Source organism: Vibrio sp. 1562 (genome assembly GCF_033340155.1).
GTDB lineage: Bacteria > Pseudomonadota > Gammaproteobacteria > Enterobacterales > Vibrionaceae > Vibrio > Vibrio alginolyticus.
On sequence record NZ_JAWOVY010000033.1, the window covers coordinates 12,777 to 30,562 of the forward strand.

Annotated in this window: 14 protein-coding genes and 1 pseudogene; 3 read left to right on the top strand and 12 right to left on the bottom strand. The window is 45.5% G+C overall.

Features of this window, described 5'->3' with window-relative positions:
- Positions 1 to 57: 57 nt before the first annotated feature.
- Complete coding sequence (locus R7Z49_RS21500; RefSeq protein WP_005382520.1) at positions 58 to 645, bottom strand: YjaG family protein; 588 nt, start codon at positions 643 to 645, stop codon at positions 58 to 60.
- A gap of 66 nt (positions 646 to 711) precedes the next feature.
- On the opposite strand from R7Z49_RS21500, the gene R7Z49_RS21505 reads away from it, so the two are divergent.
- Both R7Z49_RS21505 and R7Z49_RS21510 read left to right on the top strand, forming a co-directional pair.
- The gene (locus R7Z49_RS21505; RefSeq protein ID WP_054577304.1) at positions 712 to 1,635 is read left to right on the top strand and encodes a D-2-hydroxyacid dehydrogenase; all 924 of its coding nucleotides are present in this window, start codon (positions 712 to 714) and stop codon (positions 1,633 to 1,635) included.
- 2 nt (positions 1,636 to 1,637) lie between these two features.
- Positions 1,638 to 2,210: a uracil-DNA glycosylase family protein gene (locus R7Z49_RS21510; protein ID WP_005382518.1), complete on the top strand. Its 573-nt coding sequence runs from the start codon at positions 1,638 to 1,640 to the stop codon at positions 2,208 to 2,210.
- A 240-nt stretch (positions 2,211 to 2,450) separates the two neighbouring features.
- On the opposite strand, the gene hemE is transcribed toward R7Z49_RS21510, so the two are convergent.
- Together hemE and nudC are read right to left on the bottom strand one after the other, a co-directional pair.
- Positions 2,451 to 3,518, bottom strand: a complete 1,068-nt coding sequence (gene hemE / locus R7Z49_RS21515) for a uroporphyrinogen decarboxylase (protein ID WP_054577305.1) — start codon at positions 3,516 to 3,518, stop codon at positions 2,451 to 2,453.
- Between the two features lie 247 nt (positions 3,519 to 3,765).
- Entirely contained in the window at positions 3,766 to 4,563 is a 798-nt protein-coding gene (gene nudC, locus R7Z49_RS21520) for an NAD(+) diphosphatase (RefSeq protein ID WP_005382516.1), read from the bottom strand.
- Positions 4,564 to 4,740: 177 nt separating this feature from the next.
- Between nudC and R7Z49_RS21525 the strand changes: the two genes are divergently transcribed.
- Positions 4,741 to 5,232, top strand: a complete 492-nt coding sequence (locus R7Z49_RS21525; RefSeq protein ID WP_005382515.1) for an Rsd/AlgQ family anti-sigma factor — start codon at positions 4,741 to 4,743, stop codon at positions 5,230 to 5,232.
- A 173-nt stretch (positions 5,233 to 5,405) separates the two neighbouring features.
- On the opposite strand, the gene rpoC is transcribed toward R7Z49_RS21525, so the two are convergent.
- From rpoC to R7Z49_RS21570, 9 genes and pseudogenes are all read right to left on the bottom strand, one after another.
- A complete protein-coding gene (gene rpoC, locus R7Z49_RS21530; RefSeq protein ID WP_005382514.1) occupies positions 5,406 to 9,608 on the bottom strand; it encodes a DNA-directed RNA polymerase subunit beta' in 4,203 nt (1,400 codons plus the stop codon).
- Positions 9,609 to 9,712: 104 nt separating this feature from the next.
- Positions 9,713 to 13,741 carry a DNA-directed RNA polymerase subunit beta gene (gene rpoB, locus R7Z49_RS21535; protein WP_005384685.1) on the bottom strand — a complete coding sequence of 1,343 codons (4,029 nt, stop codon included), beginning with the start codon at positions 13,739 to 13,741 and terminating at the stop codon, positions 9,713 to 9,715.
- A gap of 252 nt (positions 13,742 to 13,993) precedes the next feature.
- The gene (rplL, locus tag R7Z49_RS21540) at positions 13,994 to 14,362 is read right to left on the bottom strand and encodes a 50S ribosomal protein L7/L12 (RefSeq protein WP_005382540.1); all 369 of its coding nucleotides are present in this window, start codon (positions 14,360 to 14,362) and stop codon (positions 13,994 to 13,996) included.
- Positions 14,363 to 14,419: 57 nt separating this feature from the next.
- The gene (gene rplJ, locus R7Z49_RS21545; protein WP_005382538.1) at positions 14,420 to 14,914 is read right to left on the bottom strand and encodes a 50S ribosomal protein L10; all 495 of its coding nucleotides are present in this window, start codon (positions 14,912 to 14,914) and stop codon (positions 14,420 to 14,422) included.
- 293 nt (positions 14,915 to 15,207) lie between these two features.
- A complete protein-coding gene (gene rplA / locus R7Z49_RS21550; protein WP_005384683.1) occupies positions 15,208 to 15,909 on the bottom strand; it encodes a 50S ribosomal protein L1 in 702 nt (233 codons plus the stop codon).
- A gap of 4 nt (positions 15,910 to 15,913) precedes the next feature.
- Positions 15,914 to 16,342: a 50S ribosomal protein L11 gene (gene rplK / locus R7Z49_RS21555; RefSeq protein ID WP_005384682.1), complete on the bottom strand. Its 429-nt coding sequence runs from the start codon at positions 16,340 to 16,342 to the stop codon at positions 15,914 to 15,916.
- A gap of 164 nt (positions 16,343 to 16,506) precedes the next feature.
- On the bottom strand, positions 16,507 to 17,055 hold the full coding sequence (gene nusG / locus R7Z49_RS21560; protein ID WP_005384681.1) for a transcription termination/antitermination protein NusG: 549 nt from the start codon (positions 17,053 to 17,055) through the stop codon (positions 16,507 to 16,509).
- A gap of 13 nt (positions 17,056 to 17,068) precedes the next feature.
- Positions 17,069 to 17,449, bottom strand: coding sequence for a preprotein translocase subunit SecE (gene secE, locus R7Z49_RS21565; RefSeq protein WP_005384680.1), 381 nt, complete (start codon positions 17,447 to 17,449; stop codon positions 17,069 to 17,071).
- A gap of 266 nt (positions 17,450 to 17,715) precedes the next feature.
- A pseudogene (locus tag R7Z49_RS21570) lies at positions 17,716 to 17,786 on the bottom strand (elongation factor Tu); the annotation flags it as partial.

The window sequence follows — 17,786 nt, forward strand, 5'->3', positions numbered from 1 at the left end:
AAACGCACAAACAAAAAAGGCATCCAGTTAGGATGCCTTTTTCTATTTATTCAACGATTAAAGTGCAATACCGATGTTGCTCACACCTTCTTCACGTAGCTCTTCACGCAAATCTTTAATCAAGCTGATGTCACGTTCTACCGCTTCACGCAGCGGACGGAAGATAGCCCACTGGACGTCCCACTCTTCACATACGGCTTCGTTTTCTTTCTGGTTGTCGTTAGTGATTGGCTCTGCGCCTTGTGCTTGCTCTAGATCAGCAACGGTTTGTACCGACTGTTGACTCACTTTAAGCATTGAATCGAAAAGGTAGTCGCGGTCCAATAGACCATGCAGTAACGTAGACAAACCCTGACACGCGTCCATCGCTGGGTAAACGCCGTAAAAATCGAACTCATCCGCACTTGGGAACAACTCTTCTAACTTCTCCAATTGACGTTCGAAGTTAATTTTCGCGTTCTTAACTGTCAAAATTTCCCATACACTATCAAGAATCGCTCGGTAAGCACGCGGGTCAGCAAATTCTGTATTCTCACAAAACATCGCATAGTTTGGATACATGCGTTCACACAGACACGCCATAAAGGTAATTTGTTGCCAAGGTTCTAGTTTTTCTAAACGAACCTGAAGAGGATTCTTAAGCATAGTCACTCAATCATTGAAGAAAAAAACAGCGAAAGTGTACTTGATTCATCACAGGGAAAAAAGTTAATGCCGCATTCAAATCAGATTTTCCTGCTCTCAGAGCATCGCGACACCTACAAAACGTTACTGGCAGAGAAAAATCTGCCCGATCTTTGTCTCACCGACCAACCAGAAGCCGCTCAGATCGTACTAGCGGATCCACCCTTACTATCACAAAGCTTAGACGAGTTTTCACAGCTTGAATGGGTACAATCCACGTTTGCTGGTGTCAACGCCTTAACATCCCCTAGCCTTCGTCAGGACTATACTCTAACTAACGTTCGAGGCATCTTTGGTCCACTGATTGCTGAATATGTTTTGGGTTACAGTATTGCCCATTACCGCCACTTTGCCCGATACCACCAGCAGCAACAAAACAAACAATGGCAGCCTCACCTATACACGTCATTACAAAGTAAAACCATGGTAATTCTTGGTACCGGTAGCATTGGGGGCTATCTGGGCAACGCCGCTAAAGCAATGGGGATAAAAACTATCGGTATTAACCGCACAGGTATCCCTACTCCAGGCGGCGAGTTTCATCAGACCTTTCATATCAATGAACTAAGTAAGGCATTTGAGCAAGCCGACATCGTTGTGAATACTCTACCAAGTACACCTGAGACGCGACAGTTACTTAATCGTCAAACGCTCAGCCAACTAAATCAGGCGTTATTGTTTAACGTAGGTCGTGGCGACGTACTGGATGAGGCAGGGTTGCTCTTCGCTCTGAAAAACCGTTGGGTAGAACACGCCTTCTTAGATGTGTTTGAGCAAGAACCGTTGTCGGTAGAGCATCCATTTTGGAAACTACCGCAAGTCACCATCACTCCACACATTGCTGCGCTGAGTTTTCCCGAGCAAGTCATCGAGATTTTTGCTGACAACTATCTACGCTGGCGCGATGGGTTTTCATTAAATTATCAAGTGGATTTCGAAAAGGGTTACTAAGAATGTCGTTAGACGAGCTATTGCAGCAAGTGAGGGCCTGCCAGATCTGCGCGGATAACTTACCTTTGGGTGCAAACCCTGTCGTGCAAGCAGCAAAAGGGGCACGCATCCTAATCATCGGTCAGGCCCCTGGCACACGTGTACACAAAACCTCGATACCTTGGAATGACCCAAGTGGTGATCGATTACGCCAATGGCTCGATATCGACAAAGACGTTTTCTACGACCCAAATAAAATTGCCATTGTCCCAATGGGATTCTGTTATCCAGGCAAAGGGAACTCTGGTGATTTACCGCCTCGTAAAGAATGTGCGCCCACTTGGCATAAAAAGATTCTTGAGCAGCTGCCCAATATAGAGCTCACTCTACTAATTGGTCAGTACTCGCAGCAGTACTATCTCACCAACAAACCAAAGACGCTCACGCAAACCGTTCAGCAATGGCAAGATTGGGAACCGGACTTTATCCCGCTCCCTCACCCATCTCCACGCAATACATTGTGGTTAAAGAAGAATCCTTGGTTTGAATCTGACGTCGTGCCATACCTTAAAAAACGCGTTCACTCGATGCTTTAGGTCACCCATGATCTAATTGCTTGTTTATCTGTACAAGAAAATTAGAACATAAAACCCGAAATCATAAGTATTTGTTTATATTAAACTTTAACATCCAGTGTACAGCTAGAGTAGTAATTAGATCATAGTAGGCCAAATACTACTAGAGCTGTACAGCCTTGAGTCTCAGATAGAAAAACTGAATTTTAGGTAAAAAAATACCGGCACTGAATGCCGGCATTTGATTTCAAAAAGTCGAAGTTACTTGTGGTACGGCTTAGATAGCTCGTGTACCGCTTCCACAAATACACCCGCGTTTTCTGGCGGCACATCCAAATGGATACCGTGACCTAGGTTGAACACATGACCAGTACCTGCATTACCAAAACCTTCTAGAATACCCGCGACTTCTTCACGGATACGCTCTGGCGAAGCGTAAAGCATTGATGGGTCCATGTTACCTTGCAGAGCCACTTTATCACCGATACGTACTTTCGCGTCTGCAATGTTGATTGTCCAGTCTAGACCAACCGCATCACAGCCCGTTGCTGCGATTTGCTCAAGCCACATGCCGCCATTCTTAGTAAACAGTGTGACTGGCACGCGACGACCGTCGTTTTCACGAATCAGACCATCTACAATCTTGTGCATGTATTGCAGTGAGAACAAATTGTAATCACGAGGCGTTAGTACGCCACCCCATGTGTCAAATACCATTACCGATTGCGCACCCGCTTTAATTTGCGCGTTTAAGTACTCGATAACGCTGTCTGCCAGCTTATCTAGAAGTAGGTGCAGAGTTTGTGGTTCCGCGTACATCATCTTCTTGATCTTGGTAAACGCTTTAGAGCTACCACCTTCGATCATATACGTCGCAAGAGTCCAAGGACTACCAGAAAAACCAATCAGCGGCACTTCACCCTTCAGGTCTTTACGGATCTGGCGTACTGCGTTCATTACGTATTGCAGTTCACCTTCAGGATCTGGCAAACCAATTTTTTCCACGTCGGCTTTGCATGTAATTGGGTTATCAAAAACAGGTCCTTCACCCGCAGCAAAACGCAAACCAAGCCCCATTGCATCTGGAATCGTTAAGATGTCCGAGAATAAGATCGCGGCATCAAGAGGAAAACGGCGTAATGGTTGAAGTGTCACTTCGGATGCTAATTCTGCATTTCGACACAAAGACATGAAATCACCCGCTTCTGCACGAGTCGCTTTGTATTCTGGTAGGTAACGACCTGCCTGGCGCATCATCCACACTGGCGTGTAATCTACCGGCTCTTTTAAAAGCGCACGCAGATAACGATCATTTTTTAATTCAGTCATTCCGTAATTCCAACTGTTAGGCTTTCTGTGAAAGGGGGTATTCTATCACTGATTTAAGTCCAATAGCTGTGTGCTTTGCAACCTGGATCAAGTTATTAACTTTTAAATCAATGCTTAATTTGCACCCAATCGGTATCAGTGTTAAAAATTTGTTCGCTAGCGAAAACTACAATTATAAACTGAGTACTTAGTACTCAGCATCTCATAACGACATCTTACTTACCCCCTCCCTCTCGGAGGGTTTTTTTTATCTATTTATCAGACAATTAGAGTCTATATCTTTCAGCGTTTGTTCGATAAGTGCTCTTGCAATAGTTCCTTTAGGCGCAACAGGCGGCATCTCATCGATACCAAACCATTGTGCATCAGACAGCTCAGTGTAGTCTGGGCTTAACTCTCCGGATTCATAGTCAGCTAAAAACCCCATCATCATACTGGATGGGAAAGCCCAAGGCTGGCTGCCAAAGTAACGAATATTTTTAACGAGAATTCCCGTTTCTTCATGAATTTCTCGAGCCACGCACTCTTCTAATGTCTCACCGACTTCTAGAAAACCCGCAATAACCGTATACATACCATTTCGATGCCTTGGATGTTGGGCTAATAAGATCTGATTTTCTTTACGTACAGCAACGATAATACACGGAAATATTCTAGGATAATGAAGGGTGCGACATTCACCACACTGCATGGCTAACTGGTTATTATTAAGAAAGTTTCTTCCTCCGCACTGTGGACAAAAGCGCAAACTTTGCGTCATGTGCCCATATTGCACAGCTTTACTTAACAACATAAATAATGGCTCAGGAAAATGCAGGCAGTCACGCAGGGATACTAAAGGTAGATCATGCTCTAAATCGGCCAAGTTAAGCCACATGACGGGCGAACCAGAATACTCACCAATGGGTCTTGCACTCGTTACTGGCAGTGATAACTGCTCTGCAGACCCGAAGGGCACAGCACCATCCACCAGCCAAATTTCACTTCCTGCAACAACACACCAGTATGCATTTATCGCGCGGTTAACATCACCTTTTCTTAACATTACACCATCCCTTTGCTTGAAGTTCGTTCATTTTACTGGCAATCTAATTTCATACTAGAGTTTATCGTTAAGTAAATGTGCACTCTAAATTCTAGTAAGGACAAGAGTTTGTAATAACTTTACTAACTTTGCTTTGCAAAGGATACGTTCGCCGATGGGCGATCAGATCATGAGGGCATGGTCATGCTAAGAAAATTCAAACAAACACAAGACCAGTGGGGTGGCTCAAGTGATGTCATTGATCACTGGTTAGAGACACGACAATCCCTGATTGTTGAATATTGTAAGCTTGCAGCGCTGCAACCTTGTTCGAAAACCAATGTTATTGAACTCCCATCTCCTTCCGAACTGCAGGATTTCTGTCAGCACCTCGTTGATTACATCTCCGAAGGCCACTTTAAAATTTATGACATGGTTATGGACCGTTGGAAAGCAACCGGCTTTGTCGTGACTAATGAGATCAATCAAACCTATGGTCAAATTGTTCTAACGACTGAACCATTATTGAACTTTAACGATAAGTACTCAGAAGTGACTGAAGATGATGAATTAAATGATTTCGATTCTGATATGTGTCTCATTGGGGAAATTCTTGAGACTCGCTTTGAAGTCGAGGACTATCTGATACAGCAAATCGCAGAAAGCCTGTCTATGCCACCTGGAGCTTAGTATTTGCAAACATTCAGAAATAGAGTGAGAGAAAAGACTGACGATCATCGTCGGTCTTTTTTGTTTCTAGCTTTATCGAAAATCCCACCGGAAGAACAAAGTAGTATAAAAAACTAAAAAGGCACCCGAAGGTGCCTTTTTCTTAAGCTTTTAACGATTACTCGTTATATGACTTACTCTTCAGAAGAGAAACCAGCGTTTAGAAGTGCCGCTAGGTTATCCGTTGCTTGCTCAGCAGAAGGACCATCTTGCGCTTCAGAACGTTTAGCTTGACGCTCTTGGTGGTATGCGAAACCAGTACCAGCAGGGATCAGACGACCAACAATTACGTTCTCTTTCAGACCACGTAGGTCATCACGCTTACCAGAAACCGCAGCTTCTGTTAGTACGCGAGTTGTCTCCTGGAACGATGCCGCAGAGATGAACGACTCAGTCGCTAGAGATGCTTTAGTAATACCTAGTAGTTCACGTTCGAAACGTGCAGGCTCTTTGCCTTCAGCTTCTAGGTTACGGTTAGCAATCTTAACTTGTGAGTACTCAATCTGTTCACCAGGTAGGAACTCAGAGTCACCAGAGTGAGTAATAGTACACTTACGTAGCATCTGACGAACGATAGTTTCAATGTGCTTATCGTTAATCTTAACGCCTTGTAGACGGTAAACTTCCTGTACTTCGTTAGCAATGTACTGCGTTACCGCGTGTACGCCACGTAGACGTAGGATGTCATGTGGAGACTCTGGACCATCTGCGATCACATCACCACGTTCAACTTTTTCACCTTCGAATACGTTCAACTGACGATGCTTAGGAATCATCTCTTCGTAAGCTTCACCGCTTTCACGTGTGATCACTAGGCGACGTTTACCTTTCGTCTCTTTACCAAAGCTCACAGTACCTGTGTGCTCAGCAAGGATTGCAGGCTCTTTCGGCTTACGTGCTTCAAATAGGTCAGCAACTCGTGGAAGACCACCGGTGATATCTTTGTTACCGCCAGACTTCTGAGGAATACGTGCTAGTGTTGCACCAACACCTACTGCTGCGCCATCTTCGATGTTCACAATCGCTTTACCAGGTAGGAAGTAGTGAGCTGGCATATCAGTACCAGGGATCATTACATCGTTACCTTGCTCGTCAACAAGTTTGATAGCTGGACGCATATCTTTACCTGCTGAAGGGCGAGCTGCTGGGTCAGTTACTTCGCTTGAAGATAGACCAGTTAGGTCATCCGTTTGACGAGATACTGTTACGCCGTCGATCATATCTACGAACTGGATGCGACCTGCTACCTCAGTAATGATAGGTAGTGTGTGCGCTTCCCAGTTTGCAACTGTTTCGCCAGCTTGAACTGTATCACCATCGCCTTTGCTTAGTAGCGTACCGTAAGGCAGTTTGTGCTTCTCTTTAGTACGACCAAACTCATCAACGATAGTTAACTCTGTCGCACGAGAAGTGATAACGATCTTACCGTCATCAGCCAATACAGATTTAGCGTTGTGTAGCTTGATAGAACCGTTGTTCTTAACTTGAACACTGTTCTCTGCCGCTGCTGTCGATGCCGCACCACCGATGTGGAACGTACGCATCGTTAGCTGTGTACCTGGCTCACCGATAGACTGAGCAGCAATAACACCCACTGCTTCACCTTGGTTCACTAGGTGACCACGTGCTAGGTCACGACCGTAACACTGTGCACAACAACCGAAGTCAGAATCACACGTTACTACAGAGCGCACTTTCATGCTGTCTACTGAGTTCTCTTCCATGATTTGACACCACTTCTCATCGATCAGGGTGTTACGTGGAATAAGAACGTCTTCAGTACCAGGTTTTAGTACGTCTTCAGCAACAACACGACCAAGAGCAAGCTCAGAAAGTGCAACTTTAACATCACCACCCTCGATGTGAGGCATCATGTCGACACCTTCGTGAGTGCCACAGTCATGTTCAGTTACAACAACGTCTTGAGCAACGTCTACTAGACGACGAGTTAGGTAACCCGAGTTCGCTGTTTTCAGTGCCGTATCCGCAAGACCCTTACGAGCACCGTGCGTTGAGATAAAGTACTGAAGTACGTTTAGACCTTCTTTAAAGTTCGCGGTGATCGGCGTTTCGATGATTGAACCATCTGGACGCGCCATCAGACCACGCATACCCGCAAGCTGACGAATCTGTGCTGCAGAACCACGAGCGCCCGAGTCCGCCATCATGTAGATGCTGTTGAATGACTCTTGCTGTTCCTCTTCACCGTCACGGTTAACTACCGTTTCAGATGAAAGGTTTTCCATCATTGCTTTCGCAACACGGTCGTTGGTCGATGCCCAGATATCGATAACTTTGTTGTAGCGTTCGCCTGCAGTAACAAGACCTGATTGGTACTGTTCCTGGATTTCACGTACTTCTTCTTCCGCTTCTGCGATTTCAGTGTACTTAGCTGCTGGTACAACCATATCGTCGATACCAACAGATACACCAGAAAGTGCCGCGTATGCGAAACCTGTGTACATGATTTGGTCAGCGAAGATTACTGTGTCTTTCAGACCTAGTTTACGGTACGCCTCGTTAAGTAGGTTAGAGATTTGCTTCTTACCTAGCTTTTGGTTAACGATGCTGTACGGTAGACCAGCTGGCACTATTTGCCATAGCATTGCACGACCAACAGTGGTGTCTACCATCTTGGTTTCTGTAGTGCTGTTGCCATCTTCGTCTACAACAGTTTCTGTAATACGTACTTTAACGCGTGCGTGAAGCTCAGCTTGTTTAGTGCGGTATGCTTTCTCAGCCTCTTCTGGGCCAGAAAGGTACATGCCTTCACCTTTCACGTTGATCTTTTCACGAGTCATGTAGTACAGACCCAATACAACGTCCTGAGAAGGTACGATGATCGGATCACCTGACGCTGGCGACAGAATGTTGTTTGTCGACATCATCAGAGTACGAGCTTCAAGTTGTGCCTCTAGAGTTAGAGGTACGTGAACCGCCATTTGGTCACCATCGAAGTCCGCGTTGTACGCCGCACAAACAAGTGGGTGTAGCTGAATAGCTTTACCTTCGATCAGTACTGGTTCGAACGCCTGGATACCTAGACGGTGAAGTGTCGGTGCACGGTTCAATAGTACTGGGTGTTCACGGATTACTTCGTCTAGGATATCCCAAACGACCGCTTCTTCACGCTCTACCATTTTCTTAGCAGCTTTGATTGTAGTCGCAAGACCACGAGTCTCTAGCTTGCTGTAGATGAATGGTTTGAATAGCTCAAGTGCCATCTTCTTAGGAAGACCACACTGGTGTAGACGAAGGTATGGACCTACTGTGATTACAGAACGGCCAGAGTAGTCTACACGTTTACCTAGAAGGTTCTGACGGAAACGACCTTGTTTACCCTTGATCATATCAGCAAGAGATTTCAGAGGACGCTTGTTAGAACCTGTGATCGCACGACCACGACGACCGTTATCTAGTAGCGCATCAACAGACTCTTGCAGCATACGTTTTTCGTTACGTACGATGATGTCCGGAGCAGCTAGCTCTAGAAGACGCTTCAAACGGTTGTTACGGTTGATCACACGACGGTATAGATCGTTAAGATCAGAAGTCGCAAAGCGACCGCCATCTAGAGGTACTAGAGGACGTAGATCTGGCGGAAGTACTGGAAGTACAGTTAGGATCATCCACTCAGGGTTGTTACCCGATGCGATGAACGCTTCTACCAGCTTAAGACGCTTAGTTACTTTCTTACGCTTAGTTTCAGAGTTTGTTGTCTCTAACTCTTCACGCATTTGTTCTGCTTCAGCGTGCATATCCATAGAACCTAGTAGGTCCTTGATAGCTTCCGCACCCATCTTAGCAGTGAACTCGTCGCCCCACTCTTCTAGACGATCTAGATACTCTTCTTCAGTAAGCATCTGACCTTTTTCTAGATCAGTCATACCAGGCTCTGTTACTACGTACATTTCGAAGTACAGAACGCGTTCGATATCACGTAGAGGGATATCCATTAGTAGACCGATACGAGACGGTAGCGATTTTAGGAACCAGATGTGAGCTACTGGTGAAGCCAGTTCAATGTGGCCCATACGGTCACGACGAACTTTAGTTTGTGTAACTTCTACACCACACTTCTCACAGATAACACCACGGTGCTTCAGGCGCTTGTACTTACCACAAAGACATTCGTAGTCTTTAACTGGACCAAAGATACGCGCACAGAACAGACCATCGCGTTCAGGTTTGAACGTACGATAGTTGATCGTTTCAGGTTTTTTAACTTCACCGAAAGACCATGAACGGATCATGTCTGGTGAAGATAGACCGATTTTGATTGCATCAAATTCTTCGGTCTTATGCTGTGCTTTTAGAAAGTTTAATAAGTCTTTCACAATCAGCTCCTGTAAGGAGTTAAAAGGAGCTCACTTGCTAAAGTGAGCACCTTCTTCCAAATAATCGCTTTGATTCTCTCGACTTTCATCAAGAGAGAAAAGGATTACTCTTCGTCTTCTAGCTCGATGTTGATACCTAGCGAGCGGATCTCTTTCAACAGTACGTTGAACGATTCTGGCATGCCAGGTTCCATGCTGTGGTTACCGTCTACGATGTTCTTGTACATCTTAGTACGGCCGTTAACGTCATCCGACTTAACCGTTAGCATTTCTTGTAGCGTGTAAGCAGCACCGTATGCTTCTAGTGCCCATACTTCCATCTCACCGAAACGCTGACCACCGAACTGAGCTTTACCACCTAGTGGCTGCTGAGTTACTAGGCTGTACGAACCAGTTGAACGAGCGTGCATCTTGTCATCAACAAGGTGGTTCAGTTTCAGCATGTACATGTAACCAACAGTTACAGGACGCTCAAACGCATCACCTGTGCGACCATCAAACAGTGTTAACTGACCTGATGTTGGTAGATCTGCTAGCTCAAGAAGTGCTTTGATTGACTCTTCTGGAGCGCCATCAAATACAGGAGTCGCGATTGGTAGACCGCCACGCAAGTTCTTGATCAGAGTACGTACTTCATCATCAGATAGAGAAGCAATGTCTACTTTCTGGCGAGTGTCGCCTAGATCGTAAACTTTTTGTAGGAACTCGCGGAATTTCGCTAGTTCTTGCTGCTCTTTAACCATCTGGTTGATCTTGTCACCGATACCTTTCGCTGCCAGACCTAAGTGTACTTCTAGGATCTGACCGATGTTCATACGCGAAGGTACACCCAGTGGGTTAAGTACGATGTCTACAGGCTGACCTTTCTCATCGTATGGCATGTCTTCAACAGGGTTGATCTTAGAGATTACACCCTTGTTACCGTGACGACCCGCCATCTTATCACCAGGCTGAATGCGACGTTTAACCGCTAGGTAAACCTTAACGATCTTCAGGACGCCAGGTGCTAAATCATCACCTTGAGTGATCTTACGACGCTTAGTTTCGAACTTCTTATCGAAGTCAGCTTTTAGCTCATCCCACTGCTCAGCAAGTTGCTCAAGCTGAGTTTGTAGTGCGTCATCTTCTAGCGTTAGTTCTAGCCACTTCTTACGATCAGTTGTGTCTAGTTTCGCTTCAGAGTAACCGCCTTCAATCAATACAGCTTTAACACGGTTTAGAAGGCCGCCCTCAAGAATCTGGAATTCTTCAGTTAGGTCTTTCTTCGCTTCTTTAAGCTGCATCTGTTCGATTTCAAGCGCACGCTTGTCTTTCTCTACGCCATCGCGAGTAAAGACTTGAACGTCGATGATCGTACCTGATACAGAGTTAGGTACACGTAGTGAAGTATCTTTAACGTCAGATGCTTTTTCACCGAAGATTGCACGTAGTAGCTTCTCTTCAGGCGTTAGCTGAGTTTCACCTTTAGGTGTAACTTTACCAACTAGGATGTCGCCACCCTTAACTTCAGCACCGATGTAAACGATACCTGACTCGTCTAGTTTAGACAGAGCAGACTCACCTACGTTTGGAATATCCGCTGTGATCTCTTCAGAACCAAGCTTAGTATCACGCGCCACACAAGTCAGTTCTTGGATGTGGATAGTCGTGAAACGGTCTTCTTGAACTACGCGCTCAGATACTAAGATCGAGTCTTCGAAGTTGTAACCGTTCCAAGGCATGAACGCGATACGCATGTTTTGACCAAGCGCTAGTTCACCAAGGTCTGTTGAAGGACCATCAGCAAGAACGTCACCGCGTGATACAGGCTCACCTGGCATCACACATGGGCGCTGGTTAATACATGTGTTCTGGTTAGAACGTGTGTATTTAGTCAGGTTGTAGATGTCGATACCAGCTTCACCTGGTACTAGCTCTTCTTCGTTAACTTTAACAACGATACGAGAAGCATCTACTGACTGGATTACACCACCACGTTTAGCAACTGCAGTTACACCTGAGTCAACTGCTACGTTACGTTCAATACCAGTACCAACAAGCGGTTTGTCAGCTTTCAGTGTTGGAACTGCCTGACGTTGCATATTCGCACCCATCAATGCACGGTTCGCATCATCGTGTTCTAGGAACGGGATAAGCGATGCAGCGATAGATACAACCTGGTTTGTCGCAACGTCCATGTACTGAGCGTGCTCACGAGGGTGTAGACCAGATTCACCTTTCTGACGAGCTGTGATCAGCTCATCTGCAAAAGTACCATCTTCGTTTAGCTTAGCGTTCGCCTGTGCGATAACGAATTGGCCTTCTTCGATTGCAGATAGGTAATCTACTTCGTCTGTTACTACGCCATCTACAACGCGACGGTATGGTGTCTCTAGGAAACCGTACTCGTTACAACGCGCAAACGCAGATAGAGAGTTGATCAGACCGATGTTTGGACCTTCAGGCGTTTCGATAGGACATAGACGACCGTAGTGAGTTACGTGTACGTCACGTACTTCGAAGCCAGCACGTTCACGAGTTAGACCGCCAGGACCCAACGCAGAAATACGACGCTTGTGCGTTACTTCTGATAGCGGGTTGTTTTGGTCCATGAACTGTGAAAGCTGTGAAGAGCCAAAGAATTCTTTAACTGCCGCAGAAATTGGCTTCGCGTTGATCAAGTCTTGAGGCATGATTGCGTCAAGATCGCCTAGGCTTAGACGCTCTTTAACTGCACGCTCAACACGTACTAGACCTACACGGAACTGGTTCTCAGCCATTTCGCCTACAGAACGGATACGACGGTTGCCTAGGTGGTCGATATCGTCCACTTCGCCCTTACCGTTACGGATCGCGATCAGCTTCTTCATCACTTCGATGATATCAGTTTCATCAAGTGTGCCTTGCTCTTGAGCATCTTCACGGCCGATAGAGCTGTTGAACTTCATACGACCAACAGTCGATAGATCGTAACGCTCTTCAGAGAAGAAGAGGCTTTCGAATAGAGCTTCTGCAGCTTCTTTTGTTGGCGGCTCACCAGGGCGCATCATGCGGTAGATTTCTACCAATGCAGAAATACGATCAACCGTGCTGTCGATACGTAGTGTTTCTGACATGAATGGACCGTGGTCTAGATCGTTCGTGAATAGAACTTCTAGCGCTTTGTGGCCAGCCTGAGATAGGTTCGCTAGTGCTTCCAGGCTGATTTCCTGGTTAGCGTTAACAATGATCTCGCCAGTTGCTTCATTGATGTAATCTTTAGATGCAACTTTACCAACGATGTACTCAACTGGTACTTCGATGTGATCAACGCCATCTTTTTCTAGTTGGCGGATATGACGAGCTGTTACGCGACGACCCTGCTCAACGTAAACTTTACCATTTGCTTCGATGTCGAATGACGCAGTTTCACCACGTAGACGATCAGGAACCAACTCCATCAATAGAGTTTGGTCTTTCACTTCGAAGTTCACTTTCTCGAAGAAGATATCTAGGATTTCTTCTGTCGACTTACCTAGTGCACGAAGGATGATCGATGCTGGTAGCTTACGACGGCGGTCGATACGAACGTACAAGTTATCCTTAGGATCAAACTCGAAATCAAGCCATGAACCACGGTAAGGAATAACACGTGCGTTGTATAAAACTTTACCTGAAGAGTGGGTCTTACCCTTATCGCTGTCGAAGAACACGCCTGGGCTTCGGTGCAGCTGGGATACGATAACCCTCTCGGTACCGTTGATTACGAAGGTACCATTGTCTGTCATGAGTGGAATTTCACCCATGTAGACTTCTTGTTCTTTAATGTCTTTTACAGTACCTGCTGGCGCGTCTTTATCAAAGATAACTAGGCGTAGTTTTACACGTAGTGGCTTTGAGTAAGTTACACCGCGGATTTGACATTCTTTAACGTCAAAAACTGGCTCACCAAGACGGTAGCTAACGTATTGCAGCTCAGAATTGCCGTTGTAGCTCTGAATCGGGAATACAGAACGGAAAGCGGCTTCAAGACCGTATTGACCTTCAGGATCCTGTTCGATAAATTTGTCGAACGAATCGAGCTGGATCGATAGCAGGTATGGAATGTCCAAAACTTGTGGACGAGTACCAAAGTCCTTACGGATGCGCTTTTTCTCGGTATAAGAGTAAACCATGGGGTTCCTCAGCTCGCTGATAAGTGACCCAAACTGTCCGCCCGCTCCTAGTTACTTAAGGGGGGTAAGGGACAGTGACTAATATAGCTGTTTACTGTAGTGACATTTCATTTCGTAAGAATGAAATGTTTTTTGCATGGATATCAGGCGCTTAAACAGCGGGAAAATTCGCCTATACCCTACAGCGCAAAAAGGCCGGTGGTTAAAAAACCACCAGCCAATTAGCCGTTAGGCTAAGAAACTATGCAATAATTACTTAACAGCAACAGTTGCACCAGCTTCTTCTAGCTGAGCTTTAAGAGCTTCAGCTTCTGCTTTCTCAACACCTTCTTTAAGAGGTGCTGGAGCGCCGTCTACTAGAGCTTTAGCTTCTTTAAGACCTAGGCCAGTTGCGCCACGTACTGCTTTGATTACAGCAACTTTGTTACCGCCAGCAGCTTCTAGGATTACGTCGAATTCAGTTTGCTCAGCAGCAGCTTCGCCTGCAGCAGCGCCGCCAGCTACAACAGCAGCAGCAGCAGAAACACCGAATTTCTCTTCCATTGCTTCGATTAGTTCAACAACTTGCATTACAGACATTTCTGCAACTGCGTCTAGGATTTGCTCGTTAGTAATAGACATAACAATTCTCTTTTAAGTCAACAATAAGTTTATTAAGCAACCAGTAAAAAGCAAGGCTTATGCCGCTGCTTCTTGTTTTTGATCGCGGATAGCTGCGATAGTACGCGCCAGCTTGCCAGCCGAAGCTTCTTTCATGCACATCATTAGGCGTGCAATTGCTTCGTCGTAAGTTGGTAGTGTTGCTAGTACTTCAGCGTCAGTTAAAGCGCCTTCAAATGCAGCAGCTTTGATCTCGAAATCTTTGTTCTCTTTAGCGAAGTCTTTGAAAAGACGCGCTGCAGCACCTGGGTGCTCATTAGAGAATGCGATTAGAGTAGGACCAGTGAAAGTGTCAGTTAGACACTCGTACTCAGTACCTTCAACCGCACGACGAGCAAGAGTGTTACGAACAACTCTCATGTAAACGCCAGCTTCACGAGCTTGTTTACGTAGAGAAGTCATCGCGCCAACTTGAACGCCACGAGAATCAGCTACAACTGCAGAAAGTGCACCACTGGCAGCTTCGTTGACTTCAGCAACAATTGCTTTTTTGTCTTGAAGGTTTAAAGCCATCTTGGATTTACTCCTGGTTGTCGTTACACCACTCACTATCATCACGACAGTGAGAGCTATTGAGGTGCTTCCCCAGAAGAAAGTTAACTATATTACATAGAGCTTTCTGTCAGTTCGGGCACCATCTACGTAGGATAATTAAGTTTGCTTTTACACAAACACCTACGGTCTTGGACGGAGACTGGGTCTTAATTCATTTCGAACTAGGAGACAGTTCAAAGAACCAAAGTTCAGCCCCAACCACAAATATTAGGCGCAAAATTATACACTAATTTTGCGCCTAAGCAAATAAATTATGCTTGAGTGTTCAGGCTAGCCTGATCAACAGCAACACCAGCACCCATAGTAGTAGAGATGCTTACTTTCTTCAGGAAAGTACCTTTCGCTGAAGATGGCTTAGCTTTCTTCAGAGCAACTAGAAGTGCTTCTAGGTTCTCTTTGATCTGCTCAGCAGAGAAGTTTGCTTTACCGATAGTAGTGTGGATGATGCCGTTTTTGTCGTTACGGTAACGAACCTGACCAGCTTTAGCGTTTTTAACTGCTTCAGCAACGTTAGGAGTTACAGTACCAACTTTAGGGTTTGGCATAAGACCGCGAGGACCTAGGATAGTACCTAGTTGACCTACAACGCGCATTGCATCTGGAGAAGCAACAACTACGTCAAAGTTCATTTCGCCTTTCTTAACTTGCTCAGCAAGATCTTCCATACCTACGATGTCTGCGCCAGCTTCTTTAGCTGCTTCAGCGTTAGCACCTTGAGTGAACACTGCAACGCGGATTTCGCGGCCAGTACCGTGAGGTAGTACAGTTGCACCACGTACGTTCTGGTCAGATTTACGAGCATCAATGCCAAGGTTAACAGCAACGTCTACAGACTCAACGAATTTAGCAGTCGCTAGTTCTTGAAGAAGAGCAACAGCTTCGTTGATTTCGTATTCTTTAGTTACGTCAACTTTTTCGCGGATTACGCGCATGCGCTTAGTTAGTTTTGCCATCTTATTAACCCTCTACCACTAGGCCCATTGAACGAGCAGTACCAGCGATAGAACGCTTCATCGCTTCGATGTCAGCACCAGTCATATCAGCAGCTTTAGTTTCTGCGATTTCTTGGATTTGAGCGTCAGTTACAGTACCAACTTTTTCAGTGTTTGGACGACCTGAACCAGACTTAACGCCAGCAGCTTTCTTAAGAAGAACAGCAGCAGGTGGAGTCTTAGTTACGAACGTGAAAGAACGGTCGCTGTATACTGTGATAACTACTGGAGTTGGTAGACCTTTCTCAATAGATTCTGTTTTTGCGTTGAACGCTTTACAGAATTCCATGATGTTCACACCGTGTTGACCTAGTGCAGGACCTACTGGTGGACTAGGGTTAGCCATACCAGCAGCAACTTGTAGCTTGATGTAAGCTTCAACTTTCTTAGCCATGATAATTCCTAAGTTTGGGTACAAACGCTAATCGCGGATCAGCTCCCCGTTTGTGTAAGAAACTTTTTACTTCACTTGAAGTAAAAAGGCGCGAAATTATAGTCATAATCCGCGCCTTATACAACCCTAAAAAGGTGATTTTTTATACTCTTTAACGAAGAGTCTTAGTCCAGCTTTTCAACCTGACCAAATTCAAGCTCAACTGGTGTCGCACGACCAAAGATCGATACAGACACTTTCAGGCGGCTCTTCTCGTAATCCACTTCTTCAACAGTACCGTTGAAGTCAGCAAATGGACCTTCGTTAACACGTACCACTTCACCCGCTTCGTACATTGTACGCGGACGAGGCGCTTCACTCGCTTTCTCAAGACGATTAAGAATCGCGTCAGCCTCTTTATCCGTGATAGGTGCCGGACGGTCTGAGGTACCACCAATGAAGCCCATGACACGCGGCACACTGCGTACTAGGTGCCATGATTCATCGTTCATAATCATCTGAACAAGGACGTAACCTGGGAAGAACTTACGCTCAGATTTGCGACGCTGACCCGCGCGCATTTCCACTACTTCTTCAGTAGGAACCAGTACTTCACCGAATAGCTCTTCCATGCCGTGCATTTTGATATGCTCGCGCAGAGATTGAGCTACACGACCTTCAAATCCAGAGAAGGCTTGAACCACATACCAGCGTTTTTTTGGAGCTTCACTCATGAATAAAAACCCTCTATACCCCAGTTGCTAGAGCTACTAGACGAACCATAATTCCGTCAATACCCCATAGCACTAGAGCCATTACAATACTTACAGCTAAAACGATCAGTGTTGTTTGCATGGTTTCTTGGCGAGTAGGCCAAACAACTTTACGTACTTCCATACGAGATTCTTTTGCAAAACTGATCGCTGCTTTACCTTTAGTCGTTGTTGCTGCAACGCCTAAGGCAGCTGCAATAAGAACAACAACGCCTGCAGCACGAACCACTACAGACATTTCACCATACAGGTAATTACCCACAACAGCGGCAGCTGCCAATACGAAAGCGGCTACCCACTTAAACGTATCTGCTGCGTTTGAGCTATCAGGAGTTTCAGCATTATTTGCTTTCATAAAACCAACCTGTTACAAGTCTTAATATAGACGACAACAACCCCGCTGTTGCAGGGCAAACTCCATATCGCTGAAAAAATCAGCGTACTCTTCTTAAGATTAAGCCTCTTTGCTTAATCTTGCTCTGCGCCCAACCCACTTCTGAACAAGAAAACAGCAAAAATAATGTTGAGTGCAGAAAAAGGGCATCAAATGATGCCCTTTTTGCTACTGGTTCGTCAAATCTAATTCAAGATTTTCCGAAAGCATCGCTAATTCGCTATGAATTAGTCGAAGATCTTAGCAACAACACCAGCACCTACTGTACGGCCACCTTCACGGATCGCGAAACGTAGAC